Source organism: Brevibacillus brevis NBRC 100599 (assembly GCF_000010165.1).
Classification (GTDB): Bacteria; Bacillota; Bacilli; order Brevibacillales; family Brevibacillaceae; genus Brevibacillus; species Brevibacillus brevis_D.
Map to the genome: position 1 here is coordinate 5,203,546 of NC_012491.1, position 17,139 is coordinate 5,220,684.

A 17,139-nucleotide genomic window follows, 5' to 3' on the forward strand; every position below is an offset into this window, starting at 1 on the left:
TATCTTACCATGACGCATACCTGGTACGTTGGTTACAGCTACGTGAACGATTGAAAATAAAAAACGCCAACCTATTTTAGCGGTTGGCGTCATGTGAAGAAGAAGAAAGAGGCAGGAAGTCCTCTTGTACAGGGACATAGTCCCGGGAATTGTGATTCGAGGCTTCGGCTTGCCCTGTTTTGGGTGAGCGGGCCTGTTCCCGTTTTCTTTCTTTGAAATCGCGGCGACGTACTTGGTTGTTTTCCCACCATATCCGCAAATGACGAGCAAGGATCGGCAAGGACATTTCAGAATGGGCAGCCTGTCTTTGCATAGCTGCATACTGCATACCGGGAAGAAGTGCCATGGTGACAAAAGCCCCCATTAGAATGCCAAACAACAATACGCTGGCAAAGGACGCAAACGAATCATTTCCTTCACCCAAGCCCCCAGCAAGTGGAAGGCTGGCTAACGCGATCGCGAAATATATCCCCGCTTGATTGGCCATGGTGCTTTTAGCCCCCAGCTTGATACTGTCCCAAACTCGCTCCTGTTCGGCTTGGGCCTTGTACAGCTCATTCATTGTAAGAAGTGCCTGCAAAACGATGACGGCAATGGCAGCCACCATACCATAGAAGCTCATAATGTTCATAGGTCGATCCAACCACAGCAATCCCAGCGCAAAGCCTCCAGACAAGGCTGGCAAGAGAACGAGGACAATTAATCCGTCGCGTGTTCTGCGTTGCAAAAGCAAGCTCATGATAAGTACGAGGGCAACCAGGCTGCCAATCGTCAAGAACCGACTGCTCCAATCAACCTTGTTGAGCTTTGTCTCCTCCAATTTCTTCAGCTCATCGTCGTTATATACCGTGTAGCCTTCGGGTATCTCCACCTTTTCTTGCATGGAAGAAGGAATGATATACGACCACAGCTCAATTCGACTCGGGTCTGAGACGGCACTACTTACCTTGAAGACATACAGTCCATCTTCCCGTTGATAAACGGGCGGCTCGCTGCCGATCGACCAATCTACCAGCTCAGATAATCGCACATTACCTTGTGATGTTCGAATCAAAATATGTTTCACCTGATCCGGATAGTCCATCCACCCGTCAGGGAATCTGACGTGGATAGGTACCTGACGCTCGTTCCAATAGACACTGCCAGCTGTTTTTTCTCCCAAATAGCTCTCCAGCTGTCTCTTGATCTCCTCCTGCGTAATCCGGTAGCGTGCCAGCATCTCTTGTTTCGGACGAATGTCGATTAAGGTCCCCTCTGCACCTGGACCGATTCTTTCATCGGTTACAAGTTCTCTCCCCTCTTTATCCTTCGCAGTCTGCTTTTCCATGAATGCCAATACTTCATTGGCAATGTTCTGCGTCGTTTGCAAGGATGGTCCCATGATCGTCAAGACGAGACGAGTCGCCTTATCTTTATTAATGACCAGCGCAAACGGATCTGTCTGAGGAATATCCCGCAGCTCTTTGTCCAGTACTTTTTCCAGCTCAGAGACTGATTGCGTCCAATCGTATTTATCCACGAGCTTTAGTTGAAAGCTCAGGTTTTCTTCGGAGGCAATCGTGTAGACATCTCGGACTTCGTCAATGGCGAGTAAACGCTCCTCAGCTATTTGTGCTGCCCGCATGGCCTCATCGATGCTGCTTCCCTGCACCATTGGCAATGAAAGCGTCTTGTTGCCATAATCAAGCTTTGCGTAGGGATCAACGAGAATAAACGACTTGAGCAAAAAGACAAAGACAAGCGAGGCAACCAGTGTGATTCCATAGGGCAAATACCCCTGTTCCACCAGTCGTTTCCAGCGATCTTGAAAATAACTTGTCACTTTATTGGAAGCCCGTGGCGTTTCCTCGTCTATTCGTACGGAAGCTTCTAGCCACGTTCCTGTCAGTACCGGCGTGATAAACCCATAGATAAGAATAAGAGCAAACGTCCCCAGCAAAAGTACGGGCCAGGCATCGTACAAGACAACCTTGTCTTCTGCCTTGAGGAAATCAGTGAAAACGACACCTGTCCAACAGGCCGCCACTACCACAACCGTAAGCAAAAACGGCTTCATCAACCCCCACGCCACTTGCAAACAACGAACAAACGAGTACGAGGGCAACCCTGAAAACCGATGAAACAACGCAGAGCCTGCTCCTGTGAACAATAGCGAAAACAACACAAGTGGCCCAAGTGTAGAGAGCGTCAATGGGATTCCCCAAAGCCACATACCCCCAAGAACACTGCCGACCGCGAGAACGTTTGCCAAAAGCGCGAGTACAGCCCCTGCCCATTGTTTTCGGGTCAGGTACAAAAAGAGTGAACAGATGACAGCGGTTAGAGCCGCCAGTGTTCCAAGCTGTCTCAATGCAGCGGTGATTGTCTGCGCATCGTCATGAAACAAATCGAGGCGGTATTTTCCGCCTGAAGCCTGATTCAACTCACCAATTGCTTCCTTTACTTGCTTGCTGATAACTGGCAATTGCCCGACATCTGCTGCGTACACCGTGATTCCTAAGGCAGGCGAGCCTCGATACATCCCGATTTGTTCGCCTTTGCTCCCCCGTCGATCACGAATGTCAGCCAACGTATGTAATGGCACGTATCCTTTATCGGTGGAGATCAAGTGCTTACCCAGATCTTGCAGCCCTTCCGATTTACTCGTCCATTGAATCCTGGTTCGATCCTTATCTGCACCAACAGAGCCTACCTCTTCTCCAACCACATCTGTCGGCAGCTGCGCCAGCATATCAGCAGGTGTGAGCCCGTAGGCGAGTAGCATGGACGGTCGGAAAATGATATCTACCTGCTCCTTCAAGCCTTGCTTGTCCATTTCGATGCGAGCGATTCCTGGCAGATTGATCAGTTTGTCGTAGACCGTATTTTGAGCAACGTCAGACAAGGTCTGCAAGTCCGTGCCGTACAGAACATAAAAACCAATTTTGTTATCTGCCAAATTGCTTTGACTGATGCTCCAATCCTGCACGGGTAGCTGCTTCGTGATCTCTCCCAGCTTCTTATCCAACCGTTCCTTGTAATCCGAACCGATTTGTTCTGATGTTTTTACAGTGATAACCGCGGATCCCGTCCGAGATTCCGTAGCAATCGTAAGCACACTGCCTAATGAACGTACTGATTCCTCTACTTTTCTCGCGACCGATTCATCTACTTCCGCAGAAGAGAGCTTGGGTGCCGAGAGACTGATTGTATATTCAGGCACAGACCGATCCGGAAAAGTCTTGATATCCAGCCCGAACCAAGCTCCTACCGCAAGTAGACAGCAAATGACCGCCAGAATGCGGGCAAAGGAGGGGACCGTCGCTAAAAATGTCTTGTTATTCATCCGCCACCTTCACCGCCTCACCATCCACTACATACGACAAACCTGCAGCGACAATCTGGTCACCAGGCTCAAGACCTTCCACTACCTCATAGAAGGTTCCTTGCAATGCCCCCACTTTGACAAACGTCTTTTCCACTGAATGTTCATTGATTTTCATGACGTAATATTCTTCATCAGAGACACCGATGCTGCTAACAGGAACAAGCGCAACGTTTGACGCTGGCAGCGGATACTGACAAGTAACAGTCATGCCACCCTTCCACGCTACTTTCTTGCCGTCTACGGTCACCTCGACGGGATAAGATCCCAAGCTGGTATCCATAACAGGTGAGACAAACGTCACTTTTCCTTCTGCTTCACTGCCGTCCGGAGCCTTCACCTTTACGACTTTCCCTGCCTGCCAATGGGCGATTTGCTCCCTTTCTATATGTAGCTTGACAAGCCATGAGCTCGTATCGACCATTCGAATGACCTCTGTTCCAGGTCCAGCTTGCTCCGACGCTGTCTTGGAGATCGCTGCAACCACACCTGTAAAAGGAGCTTTGATCACCGCATCAGCTGCTTCCTGCTTCGCTCGGCTCAATTGAACATTGGCCTGCTGGATGCTTGCATTCGCTTCTTCGATGTCCAGTGGATCGGCGCCCTTCAGCAGGTTGTTGTACGCCACTTGTTCTTCTTCCAGACTCAGCTCGGCCTGTCGCAGTGCAGAGGCCAGCTTGTCTTTTTCATCCTTCGAGATTGCTCCATTCGCATACAAAATCTCTGCTTTGGAGAGCTCGTCGCGAGCTTTTTGCATCTGTTCTCGCGCTTTTTCTACCTGTAGCTTCTTGGTTTGCAACTCATGACTCTCCGGTCCCTTGGCGGCCTTTTCCCGCTTGATTGCAGCACTTGCTACCTGTCCCTGGGCTGCGTGAATACCTTGCTGCAAGGCCGTTCCATCTAATGTCGCCAACGTCTGCCCTGCCTTGACAGTGGCTCCTTTTTCAACGAGAATGCCTGAAATTTTGCCTGAGGCGCCAAACGATAAAGCCAGCTCCTGACGCGGTTCCACTACACCTGCTACTTCCATCAGTCGCTCATCCTTGCCACTCTCCACCGTATACGCACTTACCGTTTTCAGCTTGATATCCGTTTCTTCTCTCGTCCGTTTCAGACTTGAGACATCCTCATTTAGCTTTTCGCACCCTACGAGCAGCAGGACCACAACCGTGAGACTTATCCATTTATTCGTATTTTTCATTCCTGCAACCCCACATTTCCCCTCGAGTCTTCCTATACTGACCAAAAAAACGACGAATATTGACAAAATATATTTTACAGAAAAAAATGGTATAGTTGTACTACTTTTCTGTCATTTTACATTATTTTTTATAATCCAAATGTCTCGTCACTTGTTTGTAACTCGCATCTAGTATGATAGAAGGGCAGGAAAACGGGGCACTGCATCGCCCTTATTGTTAACGCTTACAAAAATCCTTTATTTTTTCATGGTGGGAGTGATCGTCATGGCCAAAATTTACACTTCTTACACGGACATCGTGGCTGATATTCACGATGGTGCCACTTTATTAGTGGGCGGCTTCGGACTAGTAGGAATTCCGGAAAATCTGATTATCGCCCTGCGAGACAAAGCAGTGAAAAACTTGACAGTTGTCTCAAATAACTGTGGGGTAGATGATTGGGGACTCGGTCTCCTTTTACGTGAAAAGCAAATCAAAAAAATGGTCTCCTCTTATGTGGGTGAAAATAAGGAATTCGAGCGTCAATTTTTGTCCGGTGAGCTCGAAGTCGAGTTGACGCCACAAGGGACGCTGGCGGAAAGAATTCGTGCAGGTGGAGCTGGTATTCCGGCATTCTATACCCCTGCTGGAGTCGGCACACCTATCGCTGAAGGCCGGGAAACGCGTGATTTCGCAGGGAAAGAGTACCTGCTTGAGTATGGTATCACGGGGGATTTCGCACTGATCAAGGCGTGGAAGGCTGACAAGATGGGCAATCTCGTCTTCCGTAAAACAGCACAAAACTTCAATCCGATGATGGCCGCAGCCGGAAAAATCACCATCGTCGAAGTAGAAGAAATAGTAGAGACAGGTGAACTAGACCCTGAGCATATTCACACACCAAGTGTTTATGTGCAACGTGTGATACAGGCACCATCGTTCGAGAAACGCATCGAACGACGCACAGTCCGCTCATAGAGAGCAACAGAGAGAATTAATTACATTCAAGGGAGGAAAACACAGATGTCGCTTACACGTGAGCAAATCGCCACTCGTGCCGCCGGGGAAATAGAAGATGGCTTTTACGTAAACTTGGGGATCGGAATGCCCACGCTCGTCGCCAACTACATCCCGGAAGGAAAAACGGTCGTTCTGCAATCGGAAAACGGCTTGCTCGGAATTGGCCCTTACCCGACGGAGGAAAACCTCGATCCTGATCTCATCAACGCCGGAAAAGAAACCGTTACCGCTATTCCAGGTGCAGCCTACTTCTCCAGTGCTGAATCGTTTGCGATGATTCGCGGCGGCCATATCGACCTCGCTATTTTGGGGGCGATGGAGGTTTCTGCTGCGGGTGATCTCGCAAACTGGATGATTCCTGGAAAAATGGTCAAGGGCATGGGCGGTGCCATGGATCTCGTCCACGGCGCGAAAAAAATCGTCGTCATCATGGATCATGTCAACAAGCATGGTGAGACAAAAATCCTGAATGAATGTGCTCTGCCTCTTACCGGCAAGAAGGTTGTCAACCGTATCATTACAGACAGAGCTGTCATGGACGTGACGCCAGACGGGCTCGTCCTCGTCGAAGTAGCAGAAGGCTATACAGTGGAAGATATCCAAGCCTGCACGCAACCTACGCTGCTTATCTCTCCAGAACTGAAAACAATTGGGCTGTAACCTTTTTTCAGGGACAGAACCCCGTTAGTAAATAGCCGACTTCATCGCAGCTGCGTGGAGTCGCTTTTTCTTTCCTTTTTTGCTTGGTGTGGGCACACTTGCGTTGTCGCCTCCTTCTCACCTTTTCGTATATAATATGGATGATTCATCAAATTTCCCAGTATCTGAGAGGAAGAGATTCCATGTCAGGAACAGTCGGATGCTTACTCATCCATGGATTTGCCGGAGACATCAACGATATACTCCCACTCGCCAAAAAGCTCCGCGAGGCTGGCTATCAGGTGGAATGCCCTACCTTGGAGGGACATGGGACTACTCGTCGTCACATGGCAAAAAGCACCCGCCACGACTGGCTTCGCTCGGCAGAAGAAGGCTACAAGCGACTGGCCATGCGCGCTGACACCATTGTGGTCATTGGATTTTCCATGGGGGGGCTGCTCGCCTTTCATTTAACGACGAAATACCCCGTCGCCCTGCTAATTACCATCAACACTCCTTATAAATATTGGGATGTCAAAGAAGCGATGCACTATTTGCGTGAGGATTTCTCTACCCACTCCAAACGCTACATCCATGGCATCGGCAGAATCCCTATTAGCAGCATGCTGCAATTTCGCAGGCTGCTGGCAGAAACGAAGCCGCTTCTGCCTCAGATTACGACCCCTTACGTCCTGCTGCAAGCAAGGCGAGACGATACTGTACACGCCGTAAGTGCCCAAATACTCGCAACCAGTGTAGACGAATCTGCCTCCCCGCAAATCACCTGGTACGAGCATTCGAACCATATGCTGCTGCATGGTCCGGACAAGGAGGCAGCCATTGCTCACGTCATGACAACCATCAAGAAGCGCTTTCCATCTTGATCAGCTTTGGTCGCCACAGCCATACAAGACCAACCAGAAGCAAGATCATCGCTATTCCGATGTACACCAGACCAAGACCTACGTGTTCATCCAGCCAGAAAGCAAGGAGCGGCCCCAGCGCCGCCCCTAGATCGCTTACAACTGAATACTGTGTCATTACCCCTTGGCTGTTGGCCTGCCTCGCAGCTTCATCTGCCGCAAGAGTATCCATCACGGTTGTGATAATCGTCGCAGTCAACTGGATGCCGAATAAAATCGCAAACCATAGCACAAGTGAAGACGTTGCTTGCAACGTGGCAAACAGAACAGAAGCAACTAGCAACGTCCCGATGAATAGATTCGTCCGACCATGCCTGTCCGACAATTTTCCTACCAATGGAGCAGCCCACGGCTCCCACCCCCAGCGAATGCCTTGGATCACACTCGCAATCACTGCTGCCCCAAGCACGACTCCGCCAATCATGATGAGCGGTTCACGTACTTCGATCACTCTACTTAGCGTGGAGGTAAACACCCCCTGGTACACCATCGTGACGAGCAATCCCGTCATCAGCGTCAACAGCACCTGCGTCTGACTCCACAAGCTTTTTCCTGTATCCATCTGCTTCACGTCTTTCGGATGCTGACTGGTAAAGGAAGGACGTATATAGCGAAAAATAAGAATGAATGCTAACAAGGAAGGCACCGCAAGTGCGATGGAGGCAACAGAAAGTCCGTACCAAGAAGCCAGCAGCGCTCCGACCAGCATGCCGCCAAGACTGCCCAATCGATACAGTCCGTTGTACAAGCCCATAAGCTGCCCGCGATTATGCCCTTCGGAAACACCCACGATCAGGGAAAACGCACCTAATCTTAAAAATGTCCAAGCTACTCCCCACAAGCATCGCATCACAAGCCACAGCCAAAAGCCTTCCAAGCTGTACGAAAGTGTCGTCAGAAAAGCCAATACCACTGCCACAATCAAACCCGTGCGTCCGCCCGAGCGCTCATACCATTTTCCAACAAGAGGGCCGAGTGGTACACGGATGAAACGGTTCACCGCAAGCAATACCCCCACTTCCCACAGCGATGTTAATCCTGCCTCCTTCCAGAAAAGAGGAAGCGCCACATACAGCATCGAATCCCCTATCATGCATAATGCTGTCACCAGTGCGACTGCCACGACTTGTGTCTTTCCACTGACTTCTCTCATTCCATGATCCTTCTCTCTACCCGTTTTTACGTCTTTCTGAGTTATACCTTACGTGCAATCACTCATCATTTCTAATACATATTTCTCTATCACTCATAAACAAAAGTTATGAATCGAGGTACAGGATGAACTTACATGCTCTCCGCATTTTCGTAGAAGTAGCGTCACGAGGCAGTGTCACCGAAGCAGCATTCGCCCTCTCGATCAGCCAGCCTGCCGTAAGTGCCCAAATCCGCAAGCTCGAAAATGATTTGGACATGACCTTGCTCATCCCGGATGGTCGCGGCATTTCTCTCACCTATGAGGGGCGCTTTCTTTTTGAAAAAGCACGCCGCATTTACGACTGGGAACGCGAAATCGAATCACAGCTGACAGAAATCAAACAAGGGAAGAAAGGACGGCTAAGGATTTCTTCGACCTATCTCCCCTCCCATTATCTCGTGCCACAGTGGCTGGCTCAGTACAAGCGCGAATACGAAGGAGTCGATGTGGAAATTCGCACGCGTAATTCCATGCAATCCATTGAACTGCTTCTTAGCTGTGAGGTCGATGTGGCTATTATTATCAAGGAATCGTGGGATGAGCTGCCTATTACGCGGATTCATTTGACGGATGTGTCCTATTGGTTTATTTTGCCTGCCCATCATCCGCTTGCAGGAAAAGAGATCCGTATGGAGCAGCTCGTGGAGGAACCGTTTTTGCTACGCGAGCAAGGCAGTTCTACCCGCGATTGGCTTTTTGCCCTCTGTCGCGAGCATGGTGTAAAACGTCCACAGGTCGGTATGCAGTATCACGGTCTGGTCGAGTCAATCCACTCCGTTCGCGCGGGTTATGGGACGATGCTGGCTCCTGCTCTGGCCGTTAGGGAAATGGTAGAGCGTGGTGAGGTTGGTCGGGTAACCGTGCCAGGGGTAGAGATCAAGCGTCCCTTGTATGTCTGCACGCGTGACGATGAGACAGACCAGCGGCCTGTTGTTGCTCAGTTTCTGGAGATGGTGAAGCGTGAGAAACTGACTTGAAACTATGGCGAATCAAAACAAAAGAAGAGGCTTTTCCTCAAAAGGAAGGCCTCTTCTTATGCGAATTGCTTATGGGAACACAATCGTCTTGTTACCGTACACCAGCACCCGATCCTCCAGATGCCAACGAACTGCACGTGCCAGCACCGTACGCTCTACCTGACGTCCCAGCTGCTTTAGTGTCTCGACGTCTTCCTGATGCGATACACGTTGAACGTCTTGCTCGATAATCGGACCTGCGTCCAGCTCTTCTGTGACGTAATGCGCAGTCGCTCCGATTAGCTTCACGCCGCGACGATACGCCTGCTCGTAAGGCTTCGCTCCGACAAAGGCTGGGAGGAAGGAATGGTGGATATTGATAATCCGCATCGCGTAGTCCTCCAAAAAGCGCGGGGACAAAATCTGCATGTAGCGAGCCAGAACGATCAGATCGACGCCCTCTGCTGCCGCAATCTGCTCTTCTTCTGCCTGCGGCTTGTTATCCTTCGTGACTGGAATGCAACGATACGGAATACCGAAGGACTCGACAGTCTCCTGCATGTCAGGATGGTTGCTGACGACAACTGCGATATCCGCGAACAGCTCCCCGGACTTCCAGCGCCACAAGAGCTCCAAAAGACAGTGATCCTCTTTGGAAACAAACAACGCAACCTTTTTGCGCTTGTTCGCTTCGACCAACGACCATTCCATGCCAAAGCTCTCGGCTACTGGGCTGAATGCTTGCTTGATCTCTTCACAGCGCTCGTCCAGATTGATGAGATCGAATTCAATGCGCATAAAGAACCGGCCTGTTTCCGGATCGGTCGTGTACTGGTCAGATTGAACGATGTTGGCTCCTTGTTGGAACAAGAAGTTCGACACCGCCGCGACGATACCCGCGCGATCCGGGCAAGAAATCAGCATGCGCGCACGATCTTTGTTTTTCTCTCGATACGCGAGCCATTCTCTCTCTGATAACAATTGCATGGTTTACTCTCCTCCAAAAAACAGCAAAAAGTTGTTTGCAATTATACCATTCCCAGAAGGGATTTCTATACCCAATTAGAGAGAAAAATGTTCACTTATCGATAAAAATTTTTAGATAGAGTGATTTCCAATCCCGTTAAGCAAAATATCTACGGTCAGGGCGATTTGCTCGTCGTCGCTGAACTGCGTAAATTCATCGTTATCCAAAACTTGCCGGAACAAAACAAGCCCGATCATCGAGGACAGGATCGCCCGAAAGACAGCCTGTGTCGGGAGCGGACGCAATTCGCCGACCTCTACCTTTGCTTCGATCAGCTTGTTTGCCATCTCCTTCACACCCGTGAAAACGGTAGCGACCAGTGCTTCCCTGATTTCGTCATGGAAAAAAGCTTCTTGCAGCAAAATCCGAATATGCTTTTCATTCGCCAGCACCAAATCGATCCGGTTTCGGTACAGCTCTGTCACGATTTGGGAGAATGTTTTATGATTCTGCTCTTTGAAGATCTCACGGACATCTTTCAAGATAAACGGCGCCGCGAATTTGACCAATACAGGTGCAACGACGGCAAGTAAAATATCCTTTTTCGATTTATAGTGGCGAAAAATCGTTCCCTCTGCCACTCCTGCTTCTTTGGCAATTTCAGAGGTGGAGCTGGCATGGAAGCCTTTTTCAGCGAACAGCTTCACTGATGCACGCAAAATATTGCGCTGCTTCTCCGTCATCTCACTCTCATCTTTCAACTCTTCTACATATTGCAACAGGCCTTCTACAAATGTTGGCGGCTTGTTCATCACCCATTACGCTCCTCTTATTCGATCTTCTTGCGGAATCGCAGGATAGCGACGGTCAGGATCAAGAGACAAAAGCTGCTCATTCCGACGACATCCTTCCAGAGCGCATCGATGCCCACGCCCTTTAAGAAAATTCCCCGCAGGATTTCCAGAAAATAGGTCAACGGGACGAGCCCGCCTAACCATTGTATCACGAGCGGCATCGAATCGCGCGGGAACATAAAGCCGGAGAGAAGCACGCTAGGCAGGATAAAGGCGAATGCCATTTGCATCGCTTGAAGCTGGGTCTTTGCCACCGTAGAAATGAAAATGCCCAAGAGAAGCGTCGTCACCAAAAACAAAACAGACAAAGTCACCAAAAGCGAAATGCTGCCTTTGACCGGGACTCCGAACCAATACGTTCCAACCAATAGCACCAGACAAAACGAGAAGAGACCTACACCTACATAGGGGGTAATTTTTCCGAGCATCAGCTCCAATGGGCGTATCGGCGTCACGATTAACTGTTCCATCGTTCCCCGCTCCTTCTCTCGTACGAGGGAAAACGCCGTCAGAATCATCGTGACGTTTTGCATAATCAACCCGATCAAGCCGGGAATATTGAAGACGATACTCTCCATATTGGGGTTAAACAGCACGCGTGTATCCAAGCCGAGTGGCTGTTCTAGCTCCCCCAAGCCTTGTTTTTGCAGCTTCATTTCCTGCAACGTGATCGCCTGATGCTGGACGATCAACTGCGCTTGAGAGGTCGCAGTGCGGGCAATATTCGGATCGGAGCCATTAATGAGCATCTGCACGTCTACCGGCTCGTTGCGATCACGCTTGCGGGTGTAGTCAGGTCCGATAATGAGCGCTACATTTACGGAGCCATCGTCTAACATAGCTTCGATCTCCTTGTAGCTACTTACATGGGCTGCCACTTCGAATACATGCGTATGGACGAACTGATCTACCAGCTCTCGACTGGCAGCAGAAGGGCTTTGATTCCAGACGGCCATCTGGATGTCATTCACGTCTGTATTGACAGCATATCCGAACAAAAACAACAGCATCAGCGGCATGACCAGTGCAATCGCTAGACTGGGACGATCCCGTTTGATTTGGATGACTTCCTTTTTCACGACAGACCAGTAACGCTCCCAGACAAAATGCCTCATCTGACTCCCTCCTCCGCCGCCTGTCTGGCTTCCTCCCGCCTAACCAGATCGATGAAGACATCCTCCAGATTGCCTACTCCCATACGATCGATCAACGCTTGTGGAGTGCCTTCCGCCAACAAATTGCCGAAAAAGATAAAGCCGATCCAATCGCAAGTCTGCGCCTCATCCATGTAGTGTGTAGTTACCAGCACGGTGATCCCCTGTCTTGCCAGCTCATGAATCACGTCCCAAAAAATCCGGCGGGAAACAGGATCGACTCCTGCTGTCGGTTCGTCCAAAATCAACAGCTCCGGCTTGTGCAAAAGAGCGCAGGAGAGCGCGAGGCGTTGCTTCCATCCCCCTGACAGCGAACCCGCAAGCTGCTTTTCCCTGCCTGTCAGGCCTGCCATCTCAATCAGTTCCGTTTTCCGCTCCTTGCGTTCTGCTGCACCTAATCGGTAAACCCCGGCATAAAAATCGAGATTTTCTTCCACTGTCAAATCTTCATACAGGCTGAACTTTTGCGACATATACCCGATCCGCTGCTTAATTTCCTCGCTCTGTGTCATGACATCGAAGCCAAGAACCGTCCCCTTTCCCGTCGTCGGGGTTAGCAAACCACAAAGCATCCGGATTGTGGTCGATTTCCCTGAGCCATTCGGACCCAAAAAACCGTAAATCGAACCTCGCGGAACTGTCAGCGTCAAGCTGTTCACAGCTACTCGATCTCCAAAACGCTTCGTCAACTGCTCGCATTGGATAGCGGCGTTCATTGACCTCCCTCCTCGTCTGCCAGCAGCACATCGGCAGGCATACCTGGTTTGATTTTGTCGAGTCCATCTGTGATGTGTATCGTAACAGCGAACACGAGCTTGGTGCGTTCATCAGGTGTTTGTACATTCTTCGGCGTGAATTCCGCTTTTTCCGAGATACGACTGATTGTTCCTGTAAACGTCTCTTCCGGATAGGCATCCACCTTGATGCCAACCTTTTGCCCTTTTTTCACCCGATTCAATTGTGCTTCCGGGATGTACACGACGAGCTCAAGCTGATCTGACTTCATCATCGTAAACAAGGTGGCACCTGTTTTTGCTACTTCCCCCTGTTCGATAGAGGAGCGCAAGAGAGTACCGTCGTCGGTTGCCGTAATCTTGGACTTTTCCAACTGCAATAAGGCTTGATCCAGTTTCGCTTTCGCCTGCTGCTGGGCGGCGAGCAGTGCCCGAATCGCATAATCAGTACTTCCTTCCTTCACCTGGTCGAGATCTGCCTGCGCTGCGGCTTGCGCGGCTTGTGCTGTACCGATTTGGGCCACAGTTGCTGCGATGTCTTCTTGTGCAGAATGGTACTGTGCCTGTGTCTGCGCTACTTGTGCCGCCCATTGATCTGCCTGCGTTTTTGCCTGATTCACTGCTTCTTTTTGCGTGTCGAGGTCTTTGGCAGAGATCGCTCCTTTTTCAAAGAGCGCTGTTGCTTCCTCGAGTCGTTTTTGTTGATACAAAAGGGTCTGCTGCGCCCCCTGCCATTGCGATTCTGCCTGCGTCATCTGCTCTGCAGCACGTGCCTTTCCTGCTTGTGCCTGATTTTTTCTCGCTTGGGCCAGTTGGATATTCGCATTTGCTTGCTGGACGTTGGCCATGCTTCTTTGGATTGTTGTGTCGCGTGAACCCGCTCTCGCCTCTTCTAGTTTGGCTGTCGCTTGGTCCAATGCTGCCTGTGCTTCTGCCACAGTCATTTGGTAGCTTCGTTTATCGATTTGGGCCAGCACTTGTCCTTTTTTCACTGTACTTCCCTCTTCTGCCGTAACGTTTGTCACCAATCCGCCTACTTCAGCTACGATCGGCAGCTCGATGGCCTCGATTGTGCTAGACAGAGACGAATGATTTTCCGCTGTCCAATTGCAGCCTGACAAAGCCAGTAAGAGTCCCCCGATACAAATGGAGCGAACAATTGGTTTCATAAACGCTTCCCCCTACCTACGTAATGGAGTGAGTAATCACTTTCTTTTTATGAGTAAAAAAACAAGTCACAGAATCAGACTCGAGATGAGCTTTTTAGGGTAGCGAGTGATTACTCACTTTTAATTGTGAGTATATGCTCCTCTTTTGCGAAATGCAATTCCTTTTTCTACAATGCGCAATTGAAAAGAAATCCTGTCTGACGTCCGTTGGCATCGGGTATCAGATACCGTCGCGATGGAAAGGATTAGGAGCATCGGGTTATAAACTACCATGTAGGGAGTGGAACATGTCTATGATGATTAGCAAAGTCGGTCAAATCATGTTGTATGTCAATAACCAGGATCAAGCAGTGAACTTTTGGACCGAAAAACTAGGGTTTCGTGTGGTTTCAGAAGAGAAGAACGGTGAAATGAGATGGATTGAAATTGCTCCCGCACAAGGTGCTGAAACAAGCATCGTTCTGCACAATAAGGAATTCGTAGCGAAAATGTCGCCCGGAATGAATCTTGGCACTCCTTCGCTCCTGTTCTTTTCGGAAAATATCGAGGAATTGCGTAACGACCTTAAGAATAAAAATGTGAAGGTTGGAGACATTGTCACGATGCCTTCGGGCCGTGTCTTTAACTTCGCAGACGATGAAGAAAATTACTTCGCTATTCTGGAGAAAAAGTAAACAGAAGGAGGCGGCTGACTTGAATGGTCGGCCGCCTTTTGTTTCATGCCTATTTAGTCGAACTTTAATTTGGACAGTGCGTCTTTCAACGCTGAGTTGATTCCTTCGTCCGGCTCCTTGTCTTGCCCCTTTAAATACTTGGATACTTCTTTCTTCGAAACCTTGCTGCCCTTTTCCTTGTCGCGACGCTCCTGGAAGGTCTTCAGTTTTTCCTTGTGCCCACAACCGCAGACAAAGGTTTGTCCTTCCCCTTCTCCGCGCAGCTCCAATCTTTTGTGGCATTTTGGACATCTGGCATTGGTTTGCTTGGCAATGCTTTTGCGATAGCCGCATTCCCGGTCCTGGCACACCTGCATTTTGCCGCGCTTTCCGTTTACCTCCAACAAAAACTTATTGCACTCCGGGCACCTGCTTCTGGTCAGGTTGTCGTGCCGGAAAGTCTGATCGCTGTTCTTGATCTGCTGGACGACTTCTTTGGCGTACGTTTTCATCTCTTCGATAAACGCTCGCTTGTTCAAGCTTCCCTTGGCGATGGCACCGAGCTTTTGCTCCCATTGGGCGGTCAAGGTCGGCGATTGCATTTCATCTGGGACAAGCTCTAGCAATTGCTTGGCTTTTGCGGTGACAAAAATATGCTTGCCGCGCTTCTCTAGCAAAAAGCTGTTGAACAGCTTCTCAATCACATCCGCGCGGGTTGCTACCGTACCAAGGCCGCCTGTTTCCCCAATCGTTTTGATCAAATCCTTGCTCTCGTTTGCCATGTATTTTGCCGGGTTTTCCATCGCAGATAGCAGACTCGCTTCTGTAAATGGCTCTGGCGGCTTCGTCTCGCCCTTGGTCTGGGAAATCGACTGGATTTGCAAACGATCTCCTTTGGCAAGAGAAGGCAGGATTTGTTCCTTTACGCCGTCCTTCGCATCGTCTTCTTCTACATCGTGGTCGTACGCCTCTCTCCAGCCTTGGGAGAGCACGGTTTTTCCTTTTGCCAGGAATGTTTCATTCCCGATTTTTGCCTGGATGGTCGTTTGCTCGTATTCGAAGGCAGGCAGCAAAACGGCCAGGAAACGCTTCACGATGAGGTCGAAAATCTTGCGCTCCTTATCGCTCAAATCACCGAGAAAAACAGCTTGCTCCGTCGGGATAATCGCATGGTGGTCAGATACTTTGCTGTCATCCACGAATGATTTGTTCGCTTTGATCGGCGCCCGCAGGATTCTGGCGGCGAGGGGCGCGTATGGCTTCATTTGGACAGCCTTGATTCGATCCGGCAGCGTCTCGACGATATCAGCAGAGAGATAGCGAGAGTCCGTTCGTGGGTATGTCACTGCCTTGTGATGCTCATATAGCCCTTGCATGATAGACAGTGTCTGCTTTGGCGAATAGCCAAACATCCGGTTGGCATCCCGTTGCAGCTCCGTCAAATCGTACAGCTGTGGTGCATACGTCTTTTTGTGCGCACGAGTAATCTCGATGACTTCTGCATTTTTCTCCTGTTTGAGAGCGGCTATTAGCTGATCAGCCTTTTCCTTGGAAAACGTTTTGAAATCCTTCGTTTGCTGATCCTGCCATTGGAGCTGAATCGGACCTTGGGCCACCGCAGACAGTCCGTAAAATGGCTTGGGTGTAAAGCGACGAATCTCCTCTTCTCGCGTTGCCACAATGGCGAGTGTTGGCGTCTGGACACGACCGCATGAGAGCTGGGCGTTATGCTTGCACGTCAAGGCGCGGGTGGCATTGATTCCAACGAGCCAGTCGGCTTCTGCACGAGCAGCAGCGGAGGCAAACAAGTTTTCATAGTTTTTGCCGTCCTTCAGATTGCGGAAGCCCTCACGGATTGCCTTATCTGTCACCGAGGAAATCCACAGACGTTTGATTGGTTTATTCACGTGAACCAGCTCGAGAATCCACCTGGCTACGAGCTCTCCTTCACGTCCTGCATCCGTCGCAATGACGATCTGCCCGACATCATTGCGTCTCAATTGTTGTTTGACGACCTGAAATTGCCTGTTGCTTTCCTTGATCACGACCAAGCGCAATGGGGACGGCATAATCGGCAAATCCTCGATTCGCCACGAGCCGAATTGCTGCCCGTACGCTTCAGGATCAGCGAGAGTAACCAAATGCCCGAGCGCCCACGTTACAATGTATTTATCTCCCTCAAAAAAGCCGTTTCCTTTTTTGTGACACTGCAATACTTTGGCAATGTCTCGTCCAACCGAAGGCTTTTCTGCCAGTACAACTGTTTTACTCATGTACGACATCCTTTCAAACCAATTCAACAATCTGTTATCCATTGTAAACAAAAAAGC

14 protein-coding genes are annotated in these 17,139 nt (G+C 49.9%); 5 read left to right on the forward strand and 9 right to left on the reverse strand.

Annotated elements, in window-relative coordinates:
* Positions 1-76: 76 nt before the first annotated feature.
* Positions 77-3,325 (reverse strand): efflux RND transporter permease subunit, encoded by a 3,249-nt coding sequence (locus BBR47_RS24770; RefSeq protein ID WP_015893183.1) that lies wholly within the window; start codon positions 3,323-3,325, stop codon positions 77-79.
* Positions 3,318-4,565, reverse strand: coding sequence for an efflux RND transporter periplasmic adaptor subunit (locus tag BBR47_RS24775; protein WP_015893184.1), 1,248 nt, complete (start codon positions 4,563-4,565; stop codon positions 3,318-3,320). The genes BBR47_RS24770 and BBR47_RS24775 overlap by 8 nt, the downstream gene beginning before the upstream one ends.
* A gap of 265 nt (positions 4,566-4,830) precedes the next feature.
* Between BBR47_RS24775 and BBR47_RS24780 the strand changes: the two genes are divergently transcribed.
* The 3 genes from BBR47_RS24780 to BBR47_RS24790 all read left to right on the forward strand — a co-directional run bounded on the left by BBR47_RS24780 (position 4,831) and on the right by BBR47_RS24790 (position 7,088).
* Positions 4,831-5,523 (forward strand): CoA transferase subunit A, encoded by a 693-nt coding sequence (locus tag BBR47_RS24780; RefSeq protein WP_015893185.1) that lies wholly within the window; start codon positions 4,831-4,833, stop codon positions 5,521-5,523.
* A gap of 45 nt (positions 5,524-5,568) precedes the next feature.
* On the forward strand, positions 5,569-6,225 hold the full coding sequence (locus tag BBR47_RS24785) for a CoA transferase subunit B (RefSeq protein WP_015893186.1): 657 nt from the start codon (positions 5,569-5,571) through the stop codon (positions 6,223-6,225).
* Positions 6,226-6,323: 98 nt separating this feature from the next.
* Positions 6,324-7,088, forward strand: coding sequence for an alpha/beta hydrolase (locus tag BBR47_RS24790; RefSeq protein WP_015893187.1), 765 nt, complete (start codon positions 6,324-6,326; stop codon positions 7,086-7,088).
* Here the strand turns inward: BBR47_RS24790 and BBR47_RS24795 are convergent.
* Positions 7,066-8,280 (reverse strand): MFS transporter, encoded by a 1,215-nt coding sequence (locus tag BBR47_RS24795; protein WP_015893188.1) that lies wholly within the window; start codon positions 8,278-8,280, stop codon positions 7,066-7,068. The two genes, BBR47_RS24790 and BBR47_RS24795, sit on opposite strands and share 23 nt — an antisense overlap.
* Positions 8,281-8,405: 125 nt before the next feature.
* Between BBR47_RS24795 and BBR47_RS24800 the strand changes: the two genes are divergently transcribed.
* The gene (locus tag BBR47_RS24800; protein ID WP_015893189.1) at positions 8,406-9,299 is read left to right on the forward strand and encodes a LysR family transcriptional regulator; all 894 of its coding nucleotides are present in this window, start codon (positions 8,406-8,408) and stop codon (positions 9,297-9,299) included.
* Between the two features lie 69 nt (positions 9,300-9,368).
* Here the strand turns inward: BBR47_RS24800 and purU are convergent, their stop codons facing one another.
* From purU to BBR47_RS24825, 5 genes are all read right to left on the reverse strand, one after another.
* Positions 9,369-10,265: a formyltetrahydrofolate deformylase gene (gene purU, locus BBR47_RS24805; protein ID WP_015893190.1), complete on the reverse strand. Its 897-nt coding sequence runs from the start codon at positions 10,263-10,265 to the stop codon at positions 9,369-9,371.
* A gap of 111 nt (positions 10,266-10,376) precedes the next feature.
* Positions 10,377-11,057 carry a TetR/AcrR family transcriptional regulator gene (locus BBR47_RS24810; RefSeq protein WP_015893191.1) on the reverse strand — a complete coding sequence of 227 codons (681 nt, stop codon included), beginning with the start codon at positions 11,055-11,057 and terminating at the stop codon, positions 10,377-10,379.
* Between the two features lie 17 nt (positions 11,058-11,074).
* Complete coding sequence (locus BBR47_RS24815; RefSeq protein ID WP_015893192.1) at positions 11,075-12,214, reverse strand: ABC transporter permease; 1,140 nt, start codon at positions 12,212-12,214, stop codon at positions 11,075-11,077.
* Complete coding sequence (locus BBR47_RS24820) at positions 12,211-12,969, reverse strand: ABC transporter ATP-binding protein (protein ID WP_015893193.1); 759 nt, start codon at positions 12,967-12,969, stop codon at positions 12,211-12,213. The genes BBR47_RS24815 and BBR47_RS24820 overlap by 4 nt, the downstream gene beginning before the upstream one ends.
* Entirely contained in the window at positions 12,966-14,156 is a 1,191-nt protein-coding gene (locus tag BBR47_RS24825) for an HlyD family secretion protein (RefSeq protein ID WP_015893194.1), read from the reverse strand. Before BBR47_RS24825 ends, BBR47_RS24820 begins: the two co-directional genes overlap by 4 nt.
* A 296-nt stretch (positions 14,157-14,452) precedes the next feature.
* Between BBR47_RS24825 and BBR47_RS24830 the strand changes: the two genes are divergently transcribed.
* Positions 14,453-14,830 (forward strand): VOC family protein, encoded by a 378-nt coding sequence (locus tag BBR47_RS24830; protein WP_015893195.1) that lies wholly within the window; start codon positions 14,453-14,455, stop codon positions 14,828-14,830.
* Between the two features lie 53 nt (positions 14,831-14,883).
* Here the strand turns inward: BBR47_RS24830 and BBR47_RS24835 are convergent, their stop codons facing one another.
* Entirely contained in the window at positions 14,884-17,082 is a 2,199-nt protein-coding gene (locus tag BBR47_RS24835; RefSeq protein ID WP_015893196.1) for a DNA topoisomerase III, read from the reverse strand.
* Positions 17,083-17,139: the final 57 nt, after the last annotated feature.

What these genes read in the sequence shown, in the direction of transcription:
- BBR47_RS24820 (WP_015893193.1), bottom strand. Translation starts at nt 12,969, where the DNA reads ATGAACGCCGCTATCCAATGCGAGCAGTTGACGAAGCGTTTTGGAGAT.
- BBR47_RS24810 (WP_015893191.1), bottom strand. Translation starts at nt 11,057, where the DNA reads ATGAACAAGCCGCCAACATTTGTAGAAGGCCTGTTGCAATATGTAGAA.
- BBR47_RS24795 (WP_015893188.1), bottom strand. Translation starts at nt 8,280, where the DNA reads ATGAGAGAAGTCAGTGGAAAGACACAAGTCGTGGCAGTCGCACTGGTG.
- BBR47_RS24800 (WP_015893189.1), top strand. Translation starts at nt 8,406, where the DNA reads ATGAACTTACATGCTCTCCGCATTTTCGTAGAAGTAGCGTCACGAGGC.
- BBR47_RS24835 (WP_015893196.1), bottom strand. Translation starts at nt 17,082, where the DNA reads ATGAGTAAAACAGTTGTACTGGCAGAAAAGCCTTCGGTTGGACGAGAC.
- purU (WP_015893190.1), bottom strand. Translation starts at nt 10,265, where the DNA reads ATGCAATTGTTATCAGAGAGAGAATGGCTCGCGTATCGAGAGAAAAAC.
- BBR47_RS24775 (WP_015893184.1), bottom strand. Translation starts at nt 4,565, where the DNA reads ATGAAAAATACGAATAAATGGATAAGTCTCACGGTTGTGGTCCTGCTG.
- BBR47_RS24830 (WP_015893195.1), top strand. Translation starts at nt 14,453, where the DNA reads ATGATTAGCAAAGTCGGTCAAATCATGTTGTATGTCAATAACCAGGAT.
- BBR47_RS24785 (WP_015893186.1), top strand. Translation starts at nt 5,569, where the DNA reads ATGTCGCTTACACGTGAGCAAATCGCCACTCGTGCCGCCGGGGAAATA.
- BBR47_RS24780 (WP_015893185.1), top strand. Translation starts at nt 4,831, where the DNA reads ATGGCCAAAATTTACACTTCTTACACGGACATCGTGGCTGATATTCAC.
- BBR47_RS24770 (WP_015893183.1), bottom strand. Translation starts at nt 3,325, where the DNA reads ATGAATAACAAGACATTTTTAGCGACGGTCCCCTCCTTTGCCCGCATT.
- BBR47_RS24825 (WP_015893194.1), bottom strand. Translation starts at nt 14,156, where the DNA reads ATGAAACCAATTGTTCGCTCCATTTGTATCGGGGGACTCTTACTGGCT.
- BBR47_RS24815 (WP_015893192.1), bottom strand. Translation starts at nt 12,214, where the DNA reads ATGAGGCATTTTGTCTGGGAGCGTTACTGGTCTGTCGTGAAAAAGGAA.